Origin of the sequence: Microcoleus sp. S13_C5 (assembly GCF_036700845.1) — a bacterium.
In the GTDB taxonomy this organism is placed as follows: domain Bacteria; phylum Cyanobacteriota; class Cyanobacteriia; order Cyanobacteriales; family Microcoleaceae; genus Microcoleus.
This window is the reverse complement of the sequence record NZ_JAUBPR010000008.1, coordinates 72,800-88,158: the sequence shown is the minus strand read 5'-3', so window position 1 is coordinate 88,158 and position 15,359 is coordinate 72,800. Positions and strand designations below refer to the sequence as shown.

At 47.0% G+C, this 15,359-nt stretch carries 12 protein-coding genes; 7 read left to right on the top strand and 5 right to left on the bottom strand.

What is annotated here, in order from left to right:
• Positions 1-147: 147 nt before the first annotated feature.
• Positions 148-2,676, top strand: a complete 2,529-nt coding sequence (locus tag QUA04_RS04270) for a DUF3769 domain-containing protein (protein ID WP_333254077.1) — start codon at positions 148-150, stop codon at positions 2,674-2,676.
• A 103-nt stretch (positions 2,677-2,779) separates the two neighbouring features.
• Complete coding sequence (locus QUA04_RS04265; RefSeq protein ID WP_333254074.1) at positions 2,780-3,451, top strand: hypothetical protein; 672 nt, start codon at positions 2,780-2,782, stop codon at positions 3,449-3,451.
• Between the two features lie 128 nt (positions 3,452-3,579).
• On the opposite strand, the gene QUA04_RS04260 is transcribed toward QUA04_RS04265, so the two are convergent.
• The gene (locus QUA04_RS04260; protein ID WP_333254097.1) at positions 3,580-4,089 is read right to left on the bottom strand and encodes a phycobiliprotein lyase; all 510 of its coding nucleotides are present in this window, start codon (positions 4,087-4,089) and stop codon (positions 3,580-3,582) included.
• A 690-nt stretch (positions 4,090-4,779) separates the two neighbouring features.
• Here QUA04_RS04260 and QUA04_RS04255 point away from each other — a divergent pair.
• Positions 4,780-7,023 carry a WD40 domain-containing protein gene (locus tag QUA04_RS04255; protein ID WP_333254095.1) on the top strand — a complete coding sequence of 748 codons (2,244 nt, stop codon included), beginning with the start codon at positions 4,780-4,782 and terminating at the stop codon, positions 7,021-7,023.
• Between the two features lie 77 nt (positions 7,024-7,100).
• On the opposite strand, the gene QUA04_RS04250 is transcribed toward QUA04_RS04255, so the two are convergent.
• The 3 genes from QUA04_RS04250 to QUA04_RS04240 all read right to left on the bottom strand — a co-directional run bounded on the left by QUA04_RS04250 (position 7,101) and on the right by QUA04_RS04240 (position 10,368).
• Positions 7,101-7,319 carry a hypothetical protein gene (locus tag QUA04_RS04250; protein ID WP_333254072.1) on the bottom strand — a complete coding sequence of 73 codons (219 nt, stop codon included), beginning with the start codon at positions 7,317-7,319 and terminating at the stop codon, positions 7,101-7,103.
• A 65-nt stretch (positions 7,320-7,384) separates the two neighbouring features.
• Positions 7,385-8,794, bottom strand: coding sequence for a heterodisulfide reductase-related iron-sulfur binding cluster (locus QUA04_RS04245; RefSeq protein ID WP_333254070.1), 1,410 nt, complete (start codon positions 8,792-8,794; stop codon positions 7,385-7,387).
• Positions 8,795-8,952: 158 nt separating this feature from the next.
• Positions 8,953-10,368, bottom strand: coding sequence for an FAD-binding oxidoreductase (locus QUA04_RS04240; protein WP_333254068.1), 1,416 nt, complete (start codon positions 10,366-10,368; stop codon positions 8,953-8,955).
• A 97-nt stretch (positions 10,369-10,465) separates the two neighbouring features.
• Here QUA04_RS04240 and QUA04_RS04235 point away from each other — a divergent pair, with 97 nt between their 5' ends.
• The 4 genes from QUA04_RS04235 to QUA04_RS04220 all read left to right on the top strand — a co-directional run bounded on the left by QUA04_RS04235 (position 10,466) and on the right by QUA04_RS04220 (position 14,171).
• A complete protein-coding gene (locus QUA04_RS04235) occupies positions 10,466-11,929 on the top strand; it encodes an ATPase domain-containing protein (protein WP_333254066.1) in 1,464 nt (487 codons plus the stop codon).
• A 448-nt stretch (positions 11,930-12,377) separates the two neighbouring features.
• On the top strand, positions 12,378-12,749 hold the full coding sequence (locus QUA04_RS04230; RefSeq protein ID WP_333254064.1) for a response regulator: 372 nt from the start codon (positions 12,378-12,380) through the stop codon (positions 12,747-12,749).
• The gene (locus QUA04_RS04225; RefSeq protein ID WP_333254062.1) at positions 12,746-13,903 is read left to right on the top strand and encodes an ATP-binding protein; all 1,158 of its coding nucleotides are present in this window, start codon (positions 12,746-12,748) and stop codon (positions 13,901-13,903) included. Before QUA04_RS04230 ends, QUA04_RS04225 begins: the two co-directional genes overlap by 4 nt.
• 13 nt (positions 13,904-13,916) lie before the next feature.
• Positions 13,917-14,171, top strand: coding sequence for a DUF4079 domain-containing protein (locus QUA04_RS04220; RefSeq protein ID WP_333254060.1), 255 nt, complete (start codon positions 13,917-13,919; stop codon positions 14,169-14,171).
• Between the two features lie 107 nt (positions 14,172-14,278).
• On the opposite strand, the gene QUA04_RS04215 is transcribed toward QUA04_RS04220, so the two are convergent.
• The gene (locus QUA04_RS04215; RefSeq protein ID WP_333254058.1) at positions 14,279-15,130 is read right to left on the bottom strand and encodes a DALR anticodon-binding domain-containing protein; all 852 of its coding nucleotides are present in this window, start codon (positions 15,128-15,130) and stop codon (positions 14,279-14,281) included.
• Between the last annotated feature and the right edge of the window lie 229 nt (positions 15,131-15,359).

Sequence of the window (15,359 nt, the reverse complement as noted above, 5' to 3'; positions counted from 1 at the left end):
CGCGCCAAACCCACTGCAAATTTTAGATGTCAGATTAATGTCTAAACACTTGCCTTTTAGATGCAAAAATTTTCAATAATTTGCACCCTATAAAATCTAAAATCTAAAATCTAAAATCTAAAATCGGATGACTTACCTGTTGTAACTATGCCCTATCCGGTACCGCCGCCAGAACCCTCTGCCATCATCTACATCGCAAAGCCAAAAAAAGTCGCTCTCACTGTGGCGGCCGGCGATGGAGACACCCGCAGCAACCCCGCAGAAATACCGGAACCAAGCCCAGAGATCGTTCAGCCAGAACCCACACCGGCCCCAGCAGAACCTGCCGCCACACTCCTCGGCACCACCCCAGCCACCGATCGGCCTCCAGAAATCGCCGACCCCCTAGCTGCAGTCGAAAGCGGCGAGGCAGTGGTGGGATTTCAGCGTCGGCCTCCTGTGGGAGAACCCAAAACTGCGGAAACTCCGAAAGATTCCTCGTTTACTGCTTACCAGTTGGGTTCAGTAGAAAATGCCATTGCCATTCGGAATCGGGAACGAACCGCACAGGCGCAGAGAAAACAGGAGAGAAATCAGGTCGGAAAGCAGGAAAGTTGGTATCAGGCCCAAGGCCGGCAGTTAGAAGATAACTCTCCCCAACCTGCTGAAATTCCCGTTCCCGAACCCGCGCTAGAACCAGCACCCAGCGGGCAACAGGAGTTCGACATTCCCGCACCAGCAACCACCCCTGCACCTAGAAGACCCGCTGCGCCGACACCGAAACCTAAACCAGCCGCGCCGGGAGTCCGCACCGCCCCTTCTCAGCGGACGGTGCCTTTTCCGGTGACTCCAGCCGATACTATTGAAGTTAAGGCTGACAGCCAAGAATTCGACGATAAGCAGCAAATTGTGACGGCGGTGGGTAATGTCGTTGTGCGGTTCCGGCAAACTGTGATAGATGCCGATCGGGCGATCGTCAACTTAGTCACCCGCCAAGTGGTAGCATCCGGCAATGTCGCCTATACCCGCGGCCAACAAGTAGTACGCGGCCAGCAGATGGAGTTCAATCTCGGCCTCAACAGCGGCGCAGTCGAACAAGCCAGCGGCGAAATATTCCTGCCCGCAGCAGGTAGCGAATTGACCCCCACACTGCCGACAGATATTAGTGCTGGGACGATTCTCGAACAGCCCCTGAGTGATCGAATTACCAGCCAGCAACCCCTGCGCGGAGTCAAATCCCCCGGCGCTGCTACAGTTACTATCGGTGGCGGCGGACAGCTAGCAGCCCCCCAAGTTACTGGTGCCGTCAACCGCGTCCGCTTTGAAGCAGAACGCATCGAACTGCTGCCAGACGGCGCGAGGGTAGCAACCAACATTCGGATTACTAACGACCCGTTTTCCCCCCCGGAATTTGAATACAGGGCCCGGAGGGCGACGATTAGAAGGATTTCGCCCACGGCTGAGGAATTGGTCACAACTAAACCCCGCTTGGTGTTCGACAACCGGGTGAAAATACCCGTGTATCCCCGCAGGCAAGTGTTTGACAGCAGGCAGCAAAACGGCCCGTGTTTGACGCTTGGTTACGACGCGGGCGACCGCGGCGGTTTGTATGCCGAGTGCGGTTTTGAGGTGTTGCAAAACGGGCCGGTGCGGCTGACCCTGACGCCGCAAATTTACCTGCAGCGGGTTGTGGAAAAGCACGGTGGCAATCCGTTTTCTCCCGATAGTTACGGGCTGAAAGCGAGGTTGGGCGCTAGTCTGGGCCCGCGCACCAGGCTGGACGGATCGGCAATATTTCTGAGTTTGGAAGATTTCCCGAATTTGCCGGAAAACAGCTTTCGTGGCAATTTGCGCCTCCGACAGTTGATCGGCACTCACTCTCTGGCAGCAGAATATAGTTATCGCGATCGACTGTTTAACGGTTCTCTGGGTTATCAAACCGTGCAGAGCAGTCTCGGGGCAGTCCTCACTTCTCCAGTCATCCCACTCGGACGCACTGGCATCAATCTCAGCTACCAAGCCGGGTATCAATTTATCAATGCTGACACCGATCGAGCAGACTTGCTCGAACCAGTGCGGGAAAACAACCGCGTCGATCTGAGCCGTTCCCAAGTCAGCTTCGCCTTAAGCCGCGGCTTCAACCTGTGGGAGGGCGAACCGCTGCCCCGCACTCCCACCCAGGGTTTGAGGTATACGCGGACGCCGGTGGTTCCTTTCTTGCAACTGGCTTTGGGACTCCGGGGAGTTGGCACTTATTACAGCAGCGGCGATCGACAAAATTCGCTCGCTGGCAGCGTCGGCATTCAAGGGCAGTTCGGTCATTTCTCCCGCCCTTTCCTCGATTACACTGGGTTTAACGTGACTTATACCCAGGTGGGGCGCGACGGTATCTCGCCGTTTTTATTCGATCGCTTAGTAGATTTGAGAGTCCTGTCTTTTGGGCTTGTCCAGCAAGTTTACGGAGGTTTTCGAGTTGGATTTCAAAGTGCTATTAATTTAGAAAGCGGGGAAACAATAAGTACGAATTACACTTTAGAATATAGCCGCCGTAGCTACGCAATCATTTTGCGTTTTAATCCTGAGCGTCAAGTCGGCAGCCTAACTTTTAGAATTAGCGACTTCAACTGGAATGGGACTCCCCAACCTTTTTCCGGGGACGCGCGAACTGTAGAAGGAGGAGTGCGTTTATCCGATTGATTCAATTGGTCATTGGGAATTTGGAACCAACAGTCAACAGTCAACAGAAAACAGTCAACAGAAAACAGTCAACAGTCAACAGTCAACAGTCAACAGGCAACAAATGACAGAAGTGACCGCAATATCTGCACAAGCAGCGGCTCTGCTGGTTCACTACGGTTTTGACCTAGGTGGCAAAAAAGCAGAGAAATTGGCGGGTGAATGGCTGACCAAGTATCCCGGCTATTGGCTGCGTTTAGCAGTGGTTGAAGCGCTTTATCAAGGGCGCTACAAGGCTGTTTCTGTGGGACAGCTATTGAGTATGTGGCATCGAATAGGTGAACCTCTCTATCATTTCAATCGCGAGTTTGAACGCTTGGTATGCAATAATTTTCCTCAAAATTTAACCGGGGAAAGTGCTGTTCAACTCTCACCGGAAGATATACTTTTATCGAACCAAGAATCGCAAGTCAGTGCCACAGAGTTAGATTTTCGTGGATCGTCAGAGGCGCAACTTGATGTGGCGCTTCATGCAGAAGTCTCGAACACAGAGGCAGAGGAAACAGGAAAATTGCCTGCAGCCGACGATCGCACAAAAGAAAATACAGAATTTGTAGTATATGAAGATGTGGCTGTTACCGCCCTCGCCGATCGAGCCGAAGCTGAGCACAAATTAGCGGACACACCTGTGGCAAAAACATTCCCAGTTGTCAAACACACTGATTTTCATACCAAGTTAAAAGCGATTGCCCGAGAAGGCAGAAGAAAGAAGGGAGAAAGCAGAAATAGGGTGTAATACCCTTTTCGATTTTCGATTAAAGAATTAGGAATTACTGATGAAGATCGTGATTTGGATCTGCCTACAGTTGCATTTTTTTAGGGAACTGGGGTAATGTTTGGGAATGACATAGTTGTTTGTGAGAGTTAAGTTTTCGGAGTTCCTCCCATCCGAATTTCCGAACAAAAAGATGCTTGTTCTGTACCGTTAGCTTGCTTAACAACGCTAGTCCGCAACCGCAGGTTGGGCATGAGATACCACAGCCTTTCTTCTGCATGGAGGGTGTCTGATTCTGTAATCAATGTCAGTACGTCGTCGCCCATCACATAGCGACTGTTACCCTTGTCTTGCAACACTTTGCCTTCGCTGGGATTGTCGGGATTTGGTACGATCGCTAGTATGGTAGAACCGATTTGTTTAGCTTTGTCGCGATCGGGAATACCGTCCCAACTAATCCGAACGCTAGTTAGCCCAGTTGAATCCGGGTTAATCGAGTGTTGTTGGCAAAGTTTGACGACTGCTGCATCGCTAGCTGTCAGTATTTCTATTTTGAGGTCGGATTTACCTGCCTGCAATTCGCCAGAATTGAGATTGTGTACGGTACGCTGAGAAAACCATTTGCCTGCACTTAACTCGAAAAACTCGATAACATCCATGAAATTTGTCTCTAAAGTCAATACTGCTTTATTTGCGATCGCCACTTGCGCGCTATGGAGTCAGAAACCCAGTTTCTTCCTACGTACCTAGCGGTCAAACCAATGATTTTGTGTAGAAACCCGGTTTAAGAGTGCAAGTCCTTTTCTATATTTTAGAGGAAGGGGGCGCACCTGCAAAGCTTTCTGAGAGCTTTGGGTGAAACAGATTGCAGATGCCGTTGAGGTACCAAACCCAACCAGGGGGAGATCTGCCTCGCTGATGCAGCCGACTTGACAGAAAATTAGAGCATCCGCCATCATATTTCGTTATAAAAAGTCTTTTTCGCACATTAAATAGGATTGCGATACCTGAAATTTTTTAGCTTTGACAGTGTTGATAGATCGACCATCATCGCCCAAATACCAGCTATGTTAAGAAAAATAACGATATATGTGAGCTTTTGTCGATCGGTAAATTGGGCGTTGCGGAGTCGAATGATATTGGCGGCGATTTATGGTAATCGCACTGCTTGAAAATTCTCAAAGCAGACTCAGACTAAAAAACCAGCAATTCATCGAACCATCACCAAACCGAGGAAAGCAAGCCCGTAGCACATAGCATTCAAATATGTCATGCTAAGTCAAGAGAAAAGATTCTCGATCGGCTTTTCGGTAGGGTACAGCTAGCGATCGCATACATTAAAAAAACACATCCGTAAATTTATGACCGAGTTTACACAAGGGCTGGATAAAATGCAGCCCGCAGAACAGACGCACTACCTGGGAATCCTGCCAAGTCAGCTAGCAGCGACTTCAGACTCCGAAAAATTATACAGCTTACTAACAGATTACAATTTTATTAAAGCCAAGCTGTCAGCATCGGGAGTACAGGCGCTAATAGAAGATTACGATTTAGCAAGAAGTCCCGATATTATTATCTCAGACCAAAAAGCCGACCAACTCAAATTAATCCAAGAAGCAATTCGGCTGTCTGCCCACATTCTAGCCACAGATAAAAGCCAACTAGCCACCCAACTAATAGCCCGCTTGATGTGCTTTGAAAGTCCAGAAATTCAAGCACTGCTAGCACAGGCACAAAACCAAACACCCCCCTGGCTGCGACCGCTAACGCCCAGCTTTACTCCTCCCGGCGGGAGATTGCTGCGTACCCTCACCGGACATACAGACTGGGTACAAGCTGTAGCAATCACCCCCGACGGCAAGCGGGCAATTTCTGCGTCCTCCGACCACAATCTCAAAATTTGGCACTTAGAAACAGGAGAAGAACTTTTCACCCTCAAAGGTCATCTTACCTACGTCAATGCTGTAGCTGTCACCCCGGACGGCACTAAAGTAATTTCCGGTTCTTGGGACAATACGATTAAAATTTGGGATTTAGAAACTGGACAAGAAATATTTACTTTTGCCAGCGATACTTTTGCCGTAGAAGCAGTAGCAGTAACTCCCGACGGCAAGCGAATAATTTCAGGTTCTTGGGATGGCAGTATTAAAGTTTGGGATTTGACAAGCAAGGAAGTAATTTTTAACTTCAAAGGTCACAGCAGTTTTGTCCAGTCAGTAGCAGTAACTCCTGATAGCAAACGGTTGATTTCCGGGTCGGGAGACAACAGCATGAAAGTCTGGAACTTAGAAACTGGAAAAGAACTTTTTACTCTCACGGGTCATGAAGACTGGGTAAAAAGTGTAGCAGTTAGTCCCGACGGCGAACAAATAATTTCCGGCAGTTACGACGGAACTGTTAAAGTCTGGAGTTTGTCAGAAAGAAAGCAACTTTTCACTTTAGGAAAACATAGCAGTTTCGTTCAAGCTGTGGCAGTCAGTCCCGACGGCAAACGGGTAATTTCGTCTTCCGGCGACAAAACGGTGAAAGTTTGGAATCTGGAAACAAAAGAAGAACTTTTCACTTTTACCAATCACATCGCCCCAGTAAATGCTGTGGCTGTTACCCCCGACGGCAAGCGGATAGTTTCTGGTTCCTCTGACAAAACTCTCAAAGTTTGGCACTTAGAAAGAGGCAAAGAAAATTTATCATTTGCAGGTCACGATGACTGGGTAAATGCTGTAGCAGTGACGGCGGACGGTACGAAAGCGATTTCCGGTTCAGGAGACAACAGCATTAAAGTATGGAATCTCAAAAACGGACAGGAAATTTTTACTATTTCGGGACATCAAGATTGGGTAAAAGCGATCGCAATAACACCAGATAGTAAGCGAATAGTTTCGGGTTCCGGCGACAAAACTGTGAAAGTTTGGGATCTAGAAACCGGAAAAGAAATCTTTACTTTCACTGGTCATACAGACTGGGTAAATTCTGTGGCCGTGACGGCAGACGGAACGATGGCGATTTCCGGTTCGGCAGACAAAACTATTAAAGTTTGGAATCTAGAAACAGGAGAGGAACTTTTTACTTTTTCAGGTCATGAGGACGGCATAAAAGCTGTGGCAGTTACTCCCGACAGCAATCGGGTTATTTCGGCTTCCGGCGACCAAACTCTGAAAGTTTGGAGTTTGGGGAAAGAAAAGAATATTTTGGCAAATTTCTGGAACTTAGCCGTCAAAAATCTACTTTTCACTCTCAAAGGTCATGAGAGTTTTGTGAATGCTGTGGCAGTTACGGCGGATGGCAAATGGGCGATTTCAGGAGGGCGGGAACACAATTTGAAAGTTTGGGATTTGTCAAGTAGAAAAGAAGTTTTTACTTGGGCAGGTCATGCTGATGCGGTAACATCTGTGGCAACTATAGGAACAAAGACAATTTCTGTTTCGGACGATAATACTCTCAAAGTTTGGGATTTGTTAAGTCGAGAAGTAATTGCTAGTTTCAGCGGAGATAGTGCTTTGAAAGCTTGCGCTATTGCACCTGATGGGGTGACAATCGTAGTGGCGGAAGCTTCGGGACAGGTGCATTTTTTGAGGTTAGAAGAGGGGAAATAGTCATTAGTCATTAGTCATTATGCCGATCGCACTTTTGCTAAAATTTAAAAGTGCGATCGCTCTTTTCCCCGTCTAGTTTACAATTGTTCCGGGTCAATTCCCATCGATCGCAGTCTTTCTGCCAGTACAGCAGCCCGCTGTTCGGCTTGTTCTGCCCGCTTTTGGGATTGTTCCAAGCTACGAGAAACCTCCTCATAACTTGTAAACTGTTCGCCATCAAGGCGATAAATTTGCAACTCTTCATCCGACGCTCCTCTGTGGAACAGGCGCCCCGCCTGTGAATTCCTGCAATTCATTAAAAAAAATCTCATTCACAAAAGAGCGCATCGAAAATAGGGCAGACACCGCCCGCCCTACCAAACTACTTCCTCAGCAACTTCACCCCGCGAATCGAATAATCCAAAAGCTCGATCGGGTGCATTAAAGTAACTTCCTTTCCCTGCAACTCCAAATGCTTCTTAATTTGCAAAGAACAACCCGGATTAGAAGAAGCAATCAACTCCGCCCCCGTATTCAGCAAATTCTCCACCTTTTGCACTCCCAATTCATCAGCAATCTCCGGCTGAAGCATATTGTAAACCCCCGCACTCCCGCAGCACAAAGCCGCATCCACAGGTTCTTTTAACTTCACCCCAGGGATTTGTTGCAGCAACTGACGCGGCTGCAAACTAATCTTTTGCCCGTGCAACAAATGACAAGCATCCTGATAAACAATGGTCAAATCTCCGTCAATCAAAGGATTAAGTTTTGCCGTAATTCCCGCACTTGCCAAAAACTCTTGTACGTCCTTCACATTAGCAGCAAATTTCTCAGCTTTCTCCCGATAATCCGGGTCATCTGCTAAAATATGACCGTATTCTTTCAGAGTATGGCCGCACCCAGCAGCGTTGATAATCACAAAATCAACACCCGTATTTTCAAAGCTATCAATCATTTGCCTCGCCAAAGCTTTCGCCTGTTCCGCTTGGCCTTGGTGTTCCGGCAAAGCAGCACAGCATCCCTGACTTTTAGGAACCACAACCTCGCAACCGTTAGCCGTCAAAACTCGCACCGTAGCCTCATTAACTGGCGAAAATAACAGCCGCTGCACGCAGCCTAAAATCACGCCGACTCGATAGCGTTTCTCCCCTTGTGCCGGAATTACCTCTGGTAAATTATCTCGGAAAGAATCGACAGTAACTTTCGGCAAAATTGATTCCATCGCCGCCAAGCGGGGAAATACTTTTTTCAGCAAACCTGTTTTGCGGACCAGTTTTGGCAGTCCTAATTTTTGATAAATAAACAGGGGTACAAGCAAAGGCCGCAATCTGTGAGGATAAGGGAAGAGATTAAAAATCAGAGTGCGAATTACATTGTCGGAAAAAGTGCGTTCCTGATTTCTAGTAACTTGGTGGCGTGTTGCGGAAATTAACTTGTCGTATTGAACTCCAGAAGGGCAAGTTGTAACGCAGGCCAAACAGCCCAAACAAGTATCGAAATGCTGTGAGGTTGCTTCGTTTAAAGGTGCGTCGCCTTCGTTAATTGCGTCCATTAAATAAATGCGGCCTCTGGGCGAATCCATTTCTTTGCCAAGTACGCGATAACTCGGACAAGTTGACAAACAAAAGCCGCAGTGTACGCAAGTATCGATTAATTTCGGGTCGGGCGGATTGTTGGCGTCGAAACCGGGGATTTCGAGGGTTTGTAAGTGGGGATTTTGTGCTAAAAAATTACTTTCTTTGGCTGGTTTTAAATCGTCGCTGGGAACTGGAGATTTTTCTGAAGTTTGCATATATATATTACCTAATTGTTTTTCTTCGTAGCCAGGACTTTAGTCAGTTTAATGGAATTTATGCAGAAGCTTTATATGTAGGTTTGCTGCGCGAAATTTGCCGCTATAAGTAGCGTGTAAAACCACTTTTTACAGAAGTCCTGACTACAAACTTTAAACTAAATACCGCTTATAAAACGATGGGGACTCAAAAGATTTTCCGGGTCAAACTGCTGTTTGATCCGGCGCATTAAATCGATCGCACTTCCATTATAGCCCCAAACATCTAACTGTTGCTTGATGTCGGTCGGCGCCGCTAAAACAGTCAGAAAACCGCCTTTCGCTTCGCACCCTCTGCGTACCTGCAACAACGTGTCTGCAGTCGCATTCTCAAACCGCAAAACCCCCAAACCGCTACCTGCATGAATCAAAGCGTCCTGTACCGGCAATTCGTTAATGGCCGTTACAGCTTCCGACGGTCTGATTCCTATTTTGCAAATAATTGCCGACTTTGTGCCAGAATCCCACATTGTTTCTGGCAATCTTTGCCATAACTGATGCTCATCATTTGCGCCGTAGCTAGTGCCTTGCAAACCCAACTTTTCGGCAACTTCCAGTAAGCGAGCTGATTGTTGTTTAACACTTGGGGCGATACTTTGAAATCTGACGATTAATCCCGTGCCCTTTCCTAAGCCTAATTTTGCGACTAATTCAGGTGACAGCAAATCGATCGCACTTGGTGTCAAAGCAGAGGATAATAAGATTTGAGCCGTTTTGGACAAAGCATTAATTTCCCCTGCCAGCACTACGGTTCCCGATGATTCAGGCAGCGGATAAACTCGAAAAGTTACTTGAGAAATGACCCCCAATGTGCCGTAAGCACCAGTAAACAGTTTCATCAAGTCGTAACCGGCGACATTTTTAACAACTCGACCTCCGGCTACCGCAATTTTACCGTCCGATCGCACAAAGGTAATTCCCAATAGCAAATCGCGCACCCCGCGATAGCGATGCCGCAAGGAACCCGCATCAGCAGTAGCGACAATGCCGCCCAAAGTTGCCTGTTGCGGATATGCTGGATCGATCGGCAAAAATTGACCTGCTGCCGCTAAAATTTGCTGCAAATCCGCAAACTTCATTCCGGCTTCGGCAGTCACGGTTAAATCGCCTACAGCGTGTTGTACAACTCGATTGAGGCGCGAAGTGCTGACAGCCACAAGCCCCGCTGCATCAGGAGATACCATTAAATCCCCCTTAAAAAGACCCACTTTGACAACATTTTGCTCCCCCCTTGTTAAGGGGGGCTGGGGGGGATCGGAGTCAAATTTAACTAAACCGCCCCAATCAAGTTTGCTGCCGCTGCCACAAGGCAAGACTGCACAGCGATTTTGCTGTGCCCAAGCAATGACAGCCGCCAGTTCTTCCTGAGTATTCGGGTAAACGGTACAATCTATTTTCGTGTCGGGGGCAACTGCTTTTCCTACCCGTTCTTGCCAAAATGGCTCTGTATCTTGCCAGCGACAGATGCCAGCAGCCCCGACAATACTTTCTAATTCTTGTATGCTTACGTAATTTTCGGTAGAAAAAGATTTCATGAAGGTTATCAGACGCCCGGTAAAAAAAAATATCAAAACACTGCCTAAAACCATTAAATATTAATACGGGCCCGATATTCAAAACATGAAAAAACAAATGTCTCAAAACCGAATTTCTCTGGGAATTACCGGTCTCAACGAAGTGATTGGCGGTGGCCTAATTCCTCAACGCTCTTATTTGGTGCGTGGTGGCCCGGGTACTGGCAAGACTACACTCGGCTTTCACTTTTTGGCAGCAGGTGTGGCTCTGGGAGAAACGCCCCTGTTTATTACTTTAGGAGAACCCGAAGCGCAATTGCGGGCCAATGCCGCAAGTCTCGGTTTTGATATTGAAGCGATGCCCTTCCTGGATTTGAGCCCATCGTCAGAATTCTTTACAGAAGTTCAGACTTATGACATTTTCTCGCCCTCCGAGGTTGAGCGAGAACCGACTACACAAAAGATTATTGAGCGAGTCCAAGCTGTCAAGCCACAACGGGTGTTTTTGGACGCAATCACTCAATTTCGCTACTTAGCTGCGGATGAGTTTCAGTTTCGCAAGCAAGTTCTGTCTTTTCTACGGTTTTTGGTAGAAGGGGGGGCGACGGTGGTGTTTACCTCCGAAGGCACATCAAGTGCTCCCGACGACGATTTGCAGTTCATCAGCGACGGAGTAATTTATTTAGAACTATTGAAAGAAGGACGCGCCCTGTCTGTCACCAAGCTGCGAGGCTCCAACTTCCGCAGCGGCCGCCATTCGCTGCGCCTGACTCAGGCTGGTATGGAGGTATATCCGCGACTGCTGCCGGACAACTATCAACAGGATTTTGTTGCTGAAGCAATTTCTTCTGGGGTTCCAGAAATTGACGAACTCCTGCACGGGGGACTGGAACGGGGGACTGTGACGGTGATTAGCGGCCCTAGCGGCGTTGGTAAAACGACGGTGGGCATTCAGTTTATGAAGGAAGCTGCAGGAAGGGGGGAGCGATCGGTAGTTTACATTTTTGAGGAGTCAACTTCTACTCTGCTGCAGCGCTGCGAATCAGTTAACATCCCGGTTGGGGCGATGATGGGGCAAGGAAGTCTTTCGGTGATACCCGTAGAACCTTTGCTGTACTCGCCGGATCAGTTTGCCTGTATGGTTCGCCAGGAGGTGGAGCAGGAAAAGACGCGGATTGTGATGCTTGACAGTATTTCTGGCTATCAGCTTTCGATGCAGGGGCAAGATTTGGTGCACAATTTGCACGCTTTGTGTAAGTATCTGAAGAATATGGGAGTCACCGTTATCTTGATTAATGAGGTAGAAGCCATTAGCGGAGATTTTCGGCTGACCGAGATCGGGATTAGCTATTTGGCGGATAATCTTCTGTTTATACGCTATCTGGAACGCCAACTGCATAATAGGACAGAAATCCGCAAGGGGATCGGAGTAATTAAAAAACGAGTCAGCAATTTTGAGAGAACTCTGCGAGAACTCGATATTACTCGCTACGGCATCAAAGTCAGCAAACCGATAGGGGGGCTGCGCGGCATTTTGAGTTCGGCGCCGGTGTGGATTGAGGGGGGAGCGGATGAAGATTGAATCAGGATTGGTCCTGCTGTTTCTGGGCAAGTGCAGCTAATTTTGCAGTCGTGAATCTACTAATAAGTAGGGGGCGCACCGCGCACCTCACCACTAGCTGTAGGGGGCGCACCGCGCACCTTACCACTAGCCTAAGTCCTGGAAAACTTAAATATATTGGTAAATTTGTGTATTTTTCGACTTTTATCGTACTGTAGTTTTCAATTCTATGAAATACAGTAGGGACACAGGGCACGCGGCCGTGTCCTGTGTCAGATCATCTGTACTTCACTTAAGTGGAAACCGATGTAATCCCTCGCCCAAAATTAAGCTAATACCAGATAAAAAAAGAAGCCAACTTTAGGCCACATCCCAACCCATATATAATCACTCACTCCCCATTCTAAAATCTAAAATCTACAATCTAAAATCTAAAATGGTATAACCCGTATTCACAGGAAGCTGATAAATGACTGGCCACTCAATAATTTTAGCCGTAGACCGCAATCAGCGAAACTTGGAACTATTAGCACAATTTCTCAATAAAGAAGGATACCAGATGATCGCGGCTTATAACTTTGAAGATGTTGCACAAGCTATCAGTCAGCCTGCTAGGATCGGGATGGCTTTAGTAGATATTTCTGGTTTCGATCGCCGGATCTGGGAGTGCTGCGAACAACTGCGAAATAACCAAATCCCTTTTCTGATACTCTCGCCCAAACAAAGCGCTGCTATTCAGCACGAAAGCCTCTGCCACGGGGCTAGGAATATGTTGGTAAAACCTTTGATCGTTAGAGATTTGCTGGGAATTGTTCACAGCTTGCTAGGAGAACCTGCGTGAGTCAAATTTTATTGCTTGTCGAACAGAAAGAAAATCGTCGCTTGTTATTAGAATGGCTAGCAGTTTATTATGAGGTATTGCTGCCAAACTCAACAGATAGTGAGGATTTTTTACCATTTAATCAATCTTTTGACCTGGCGATAATTGACGGTCTTGCCCTGAAACGCCACTGGCAATGGGTGGCCGCCCAAAAACAGGCAGAACACCCGGTATGCTTGCCTTTTCTTTTGATTACATCCCGCTCGGATGTAGGGATGGCAACGCAATTTATTTGGCAAAGTATTGACGATTTGATTATCGCTCCGATCGAGAAGATAGAATTGCAAGCGCGGGTGGAGATTTTGCTGCGATCGCGCCAGTTGTCTTTAACTCTCAAATTGTCTCACGACCAACTCGATCGCACTCTGCAAACAGCCCAAGAACTCAACGAGATGAAAACATCTTTACTGTACATGATTGCCCATGACGTTCGCAACCCTTTGAATTTCATCATCGGCACTACACAACTTCTTAGCAAGTACAAGTTGACATTAACAGAGGAGAAAACACAAGAACTTCTAGATAAAACTCAAGCAGCCGCAAAAGGCATAGATTTGTTATTAGATGATGTTCTCCTGCTGGGGCGTGTTGAATCGGGGAAAACAGGTTTTTCCTTGCTACCGATAGACTTAGCAAAGTTGTGTAATGAGTTGGTGGAGGAATTTCAGAGCAGCTTGAAGTTGAAACCTGAAAATGATCGGGTAACGCTGATTTTTGTCAATCCCTATCAATCCGCTATGGCGTGTTTGGAGGTAAGCTTGCTCCGGCGAATTCTGGGTAATTTGCTGTCCAATGCTATTAAGTATTCTCCCCCAAATACCGAAGTAATTTTTGAATTAAAACTTGCTGAAAACGAGGCTATTTTTTCGGTACATGATTCAGGAATTGGCATACCTGTCGCCGACCAAGAACGGTTGTTTGATTCATTTTACCGGGCTAAAAATGTAGGTCGAATTCCCGGTACGGGATTGGGGCTGAGCATTGTTAAAAAATGCGTGGACTTGCACGGTGGCGAAATTACTTTGATCAGTGAAGAAGGCGTCGGCAGTACATTTATAGTAACGCTGCCGATCGCCAAACCTGGAAAAAAGCAAATCTCGCCTGCAACGCTTTAAACTAGATGCAGGCATGATCTTGGGATTTCAAGACGGGATTTTTCGCAGGGATGATGAATGGCTGGTTGCTCATTTTTATTACAACATCGATGGGACGCTTTTGACGGTTTTTTCGTGGGCAATTGCAGCGGAAATTTATCAGGATCGATCGCACGGCTGGCGGAAAATTCACACTGTTTTAAACTGCAGGGCGCTGCTGCTATTTCTCCGTCAAAGAGTAACGGCTTCTCGCGATTTGTTAGAAATTCGTTTAAGCGGGCAAAAATAACTCAGTTATCACTGCAATTTCAAAAATCAAACCTGTCCAAAACCAGCGCTAACATACAGTAAAATACTTTATTTGATGTTCGTTTTTACTTTTTTATAGTGACTAATTCAAAGTTCTAAAGGAGCAAGAGCGTTAAAGAAATTTTCTATAATAAATCGCAGCAAAGATTGAGTTGCTAATATTAAACCTAATCGAGCTTGGGCGAGTTTTGGCTGTTCTATTTTAATTTTCCCCCAAATTCGGCACTGGCTGTAAAAAATCTGAAATGCTTCGCTCAAACTATTGGATAATTTGAAATAATTGACAGGTTGTTCGCGATTTTTCACCTCAAAAGTAGGATATAAATTGTCTAGCACAGTTAACAGTTGCGATATTAAACTGCGTTCTGCTGGATGCACTAACCGCAGTCGATCGCCCTCGTCAGTCCAAGGGATAGGATTTGGACTCGCCAGCGACCAAATTTGCGGCGCTGTAGCCACATCGGGCTGCGCGATCGAAATTATGCGATCACGGTGGGCCATTCGCAGCAGGGAACAGCAGCGCGCGTGGCTGTACTGAATCGGAAATAGTTGATCGGCTGACACAACAGGAGATAATATTCGAGATTCTGAAACTGGGAGGTTCGTTTGAGCTAAACGCTGCAACCAGACGGCTAAACCTGCATCAGTCAACTCCAGCTCAATAATTCCCGCCGGCGCGACTTTAACGGCGAAATCTGGGTAGCACAGCGGTTCGAGAGTTTCGGCAAGCTGTGCCGCGATTGTCTGCGGTGTCTGCTGCCAAGTTTTAGCGAATTTCAGGGCGATCGCAGACACGTACAGCAGCCGCGCGCTATCTTTACTGCGATTTAACGGAATTTCCCCTAGTGTCTCTTGCTGGCCGATCGCCCTTTGGAACCTTGAAAGCAAGAAACACTTCACTGTAACTTCCGGGCACTGCTCCATATTTGCTGTATCCATATCGGCTCATCTTACCGTAATAGCGATGATCGACTGTTACCACTTGCACTGTTCTTGTACGTTAAACTGCTGATGTCAGAGATAGTCGATCGGCTCCCCCGAGCGGGGCTACATCGAATTAATCGGCTTTATAGCGATTTTTGGGCTAAATATACAATAATTTACGACAAATTTTTTGCTTAACTCTACCATTTTGATGTATTTTTTGCTACATTTAATTTTTCGGTAA

Excerpts from the sequence above, each read along its gene's own strand:
- QUA04_RS04250 (WP_333254072.1), bottom strand. The coding sequence starts at position 7,319 with ATGAATTGCAGGAATTCACAGGCGGGGCGCCTGTTCCACAGAGGAGCG.
- QUA04_RS04220 (WP_333254060.1), top strand. The coding sequence starts at position 13,917 with ATGATCTTGGGATTTCAAGACGGGATTTTTCGCAGGGATGATGAATGG.
- QUA04_RS04240 (WP_333254068.1), bottom strand. The coding sequence starts at position 10,368 with ATGAAATCTTTTTCTACCGAAAATTACGTAAGCATACAAGAATTAGAA.
- QUA04_RS04260 (WP_333254097.1), bottom strand. The coding sequence starts at position 4,089 with ATGGATGTTATCGAGTTTTTCGAGTTAAGTGCAGGCAAATGGTTTTCT.
- QUA04_RS04230 (WP_333254064.1), top strand. The coding sequence starts at position 12,378 with ATGACTGGCCACTCAATAATTTTAGCCGTAGACCGCAATCAGCGAAAC.
- QUA04_RS04265 (WP_333254074.1), top strand. The coding sequence starts at position 2,780 with ATGACAGAAGTGACCGCAATATCTGCACAAGCAGCGGCTCTGCTGGTT.
- QUA04_RS04270 (WP_333254077.1), top strand. The coding sequence starts at position 148 with ATGCCCTATCCGGTACCGCCGCCAGAACCCTCTGCCATCATCTACATC.
- QUA04_RS04245 (WP_333254070.1), bottom strand. The coding sequence starts at position 8,794 with ATGCAAACTTCAGAAAAATCTCCAGTTCCCAGCGACGATTTAAAACCA.
- QUA04_RS04215 (WP_333254058.1), bottom strand. The coding sequence starts at position 15,130 with ATGGATACAGCAAATATGGAGCAGTGCCCGGAAGTTACAGTGAAGTGT.
- QUA04_RS04235 (WP_333254066.1), top strand. The coding sequence starts at position 10,466 with ATGTCTCAAAACCGAATTTCTCTGGGAATTACCGGTCTCAACGAAGTG.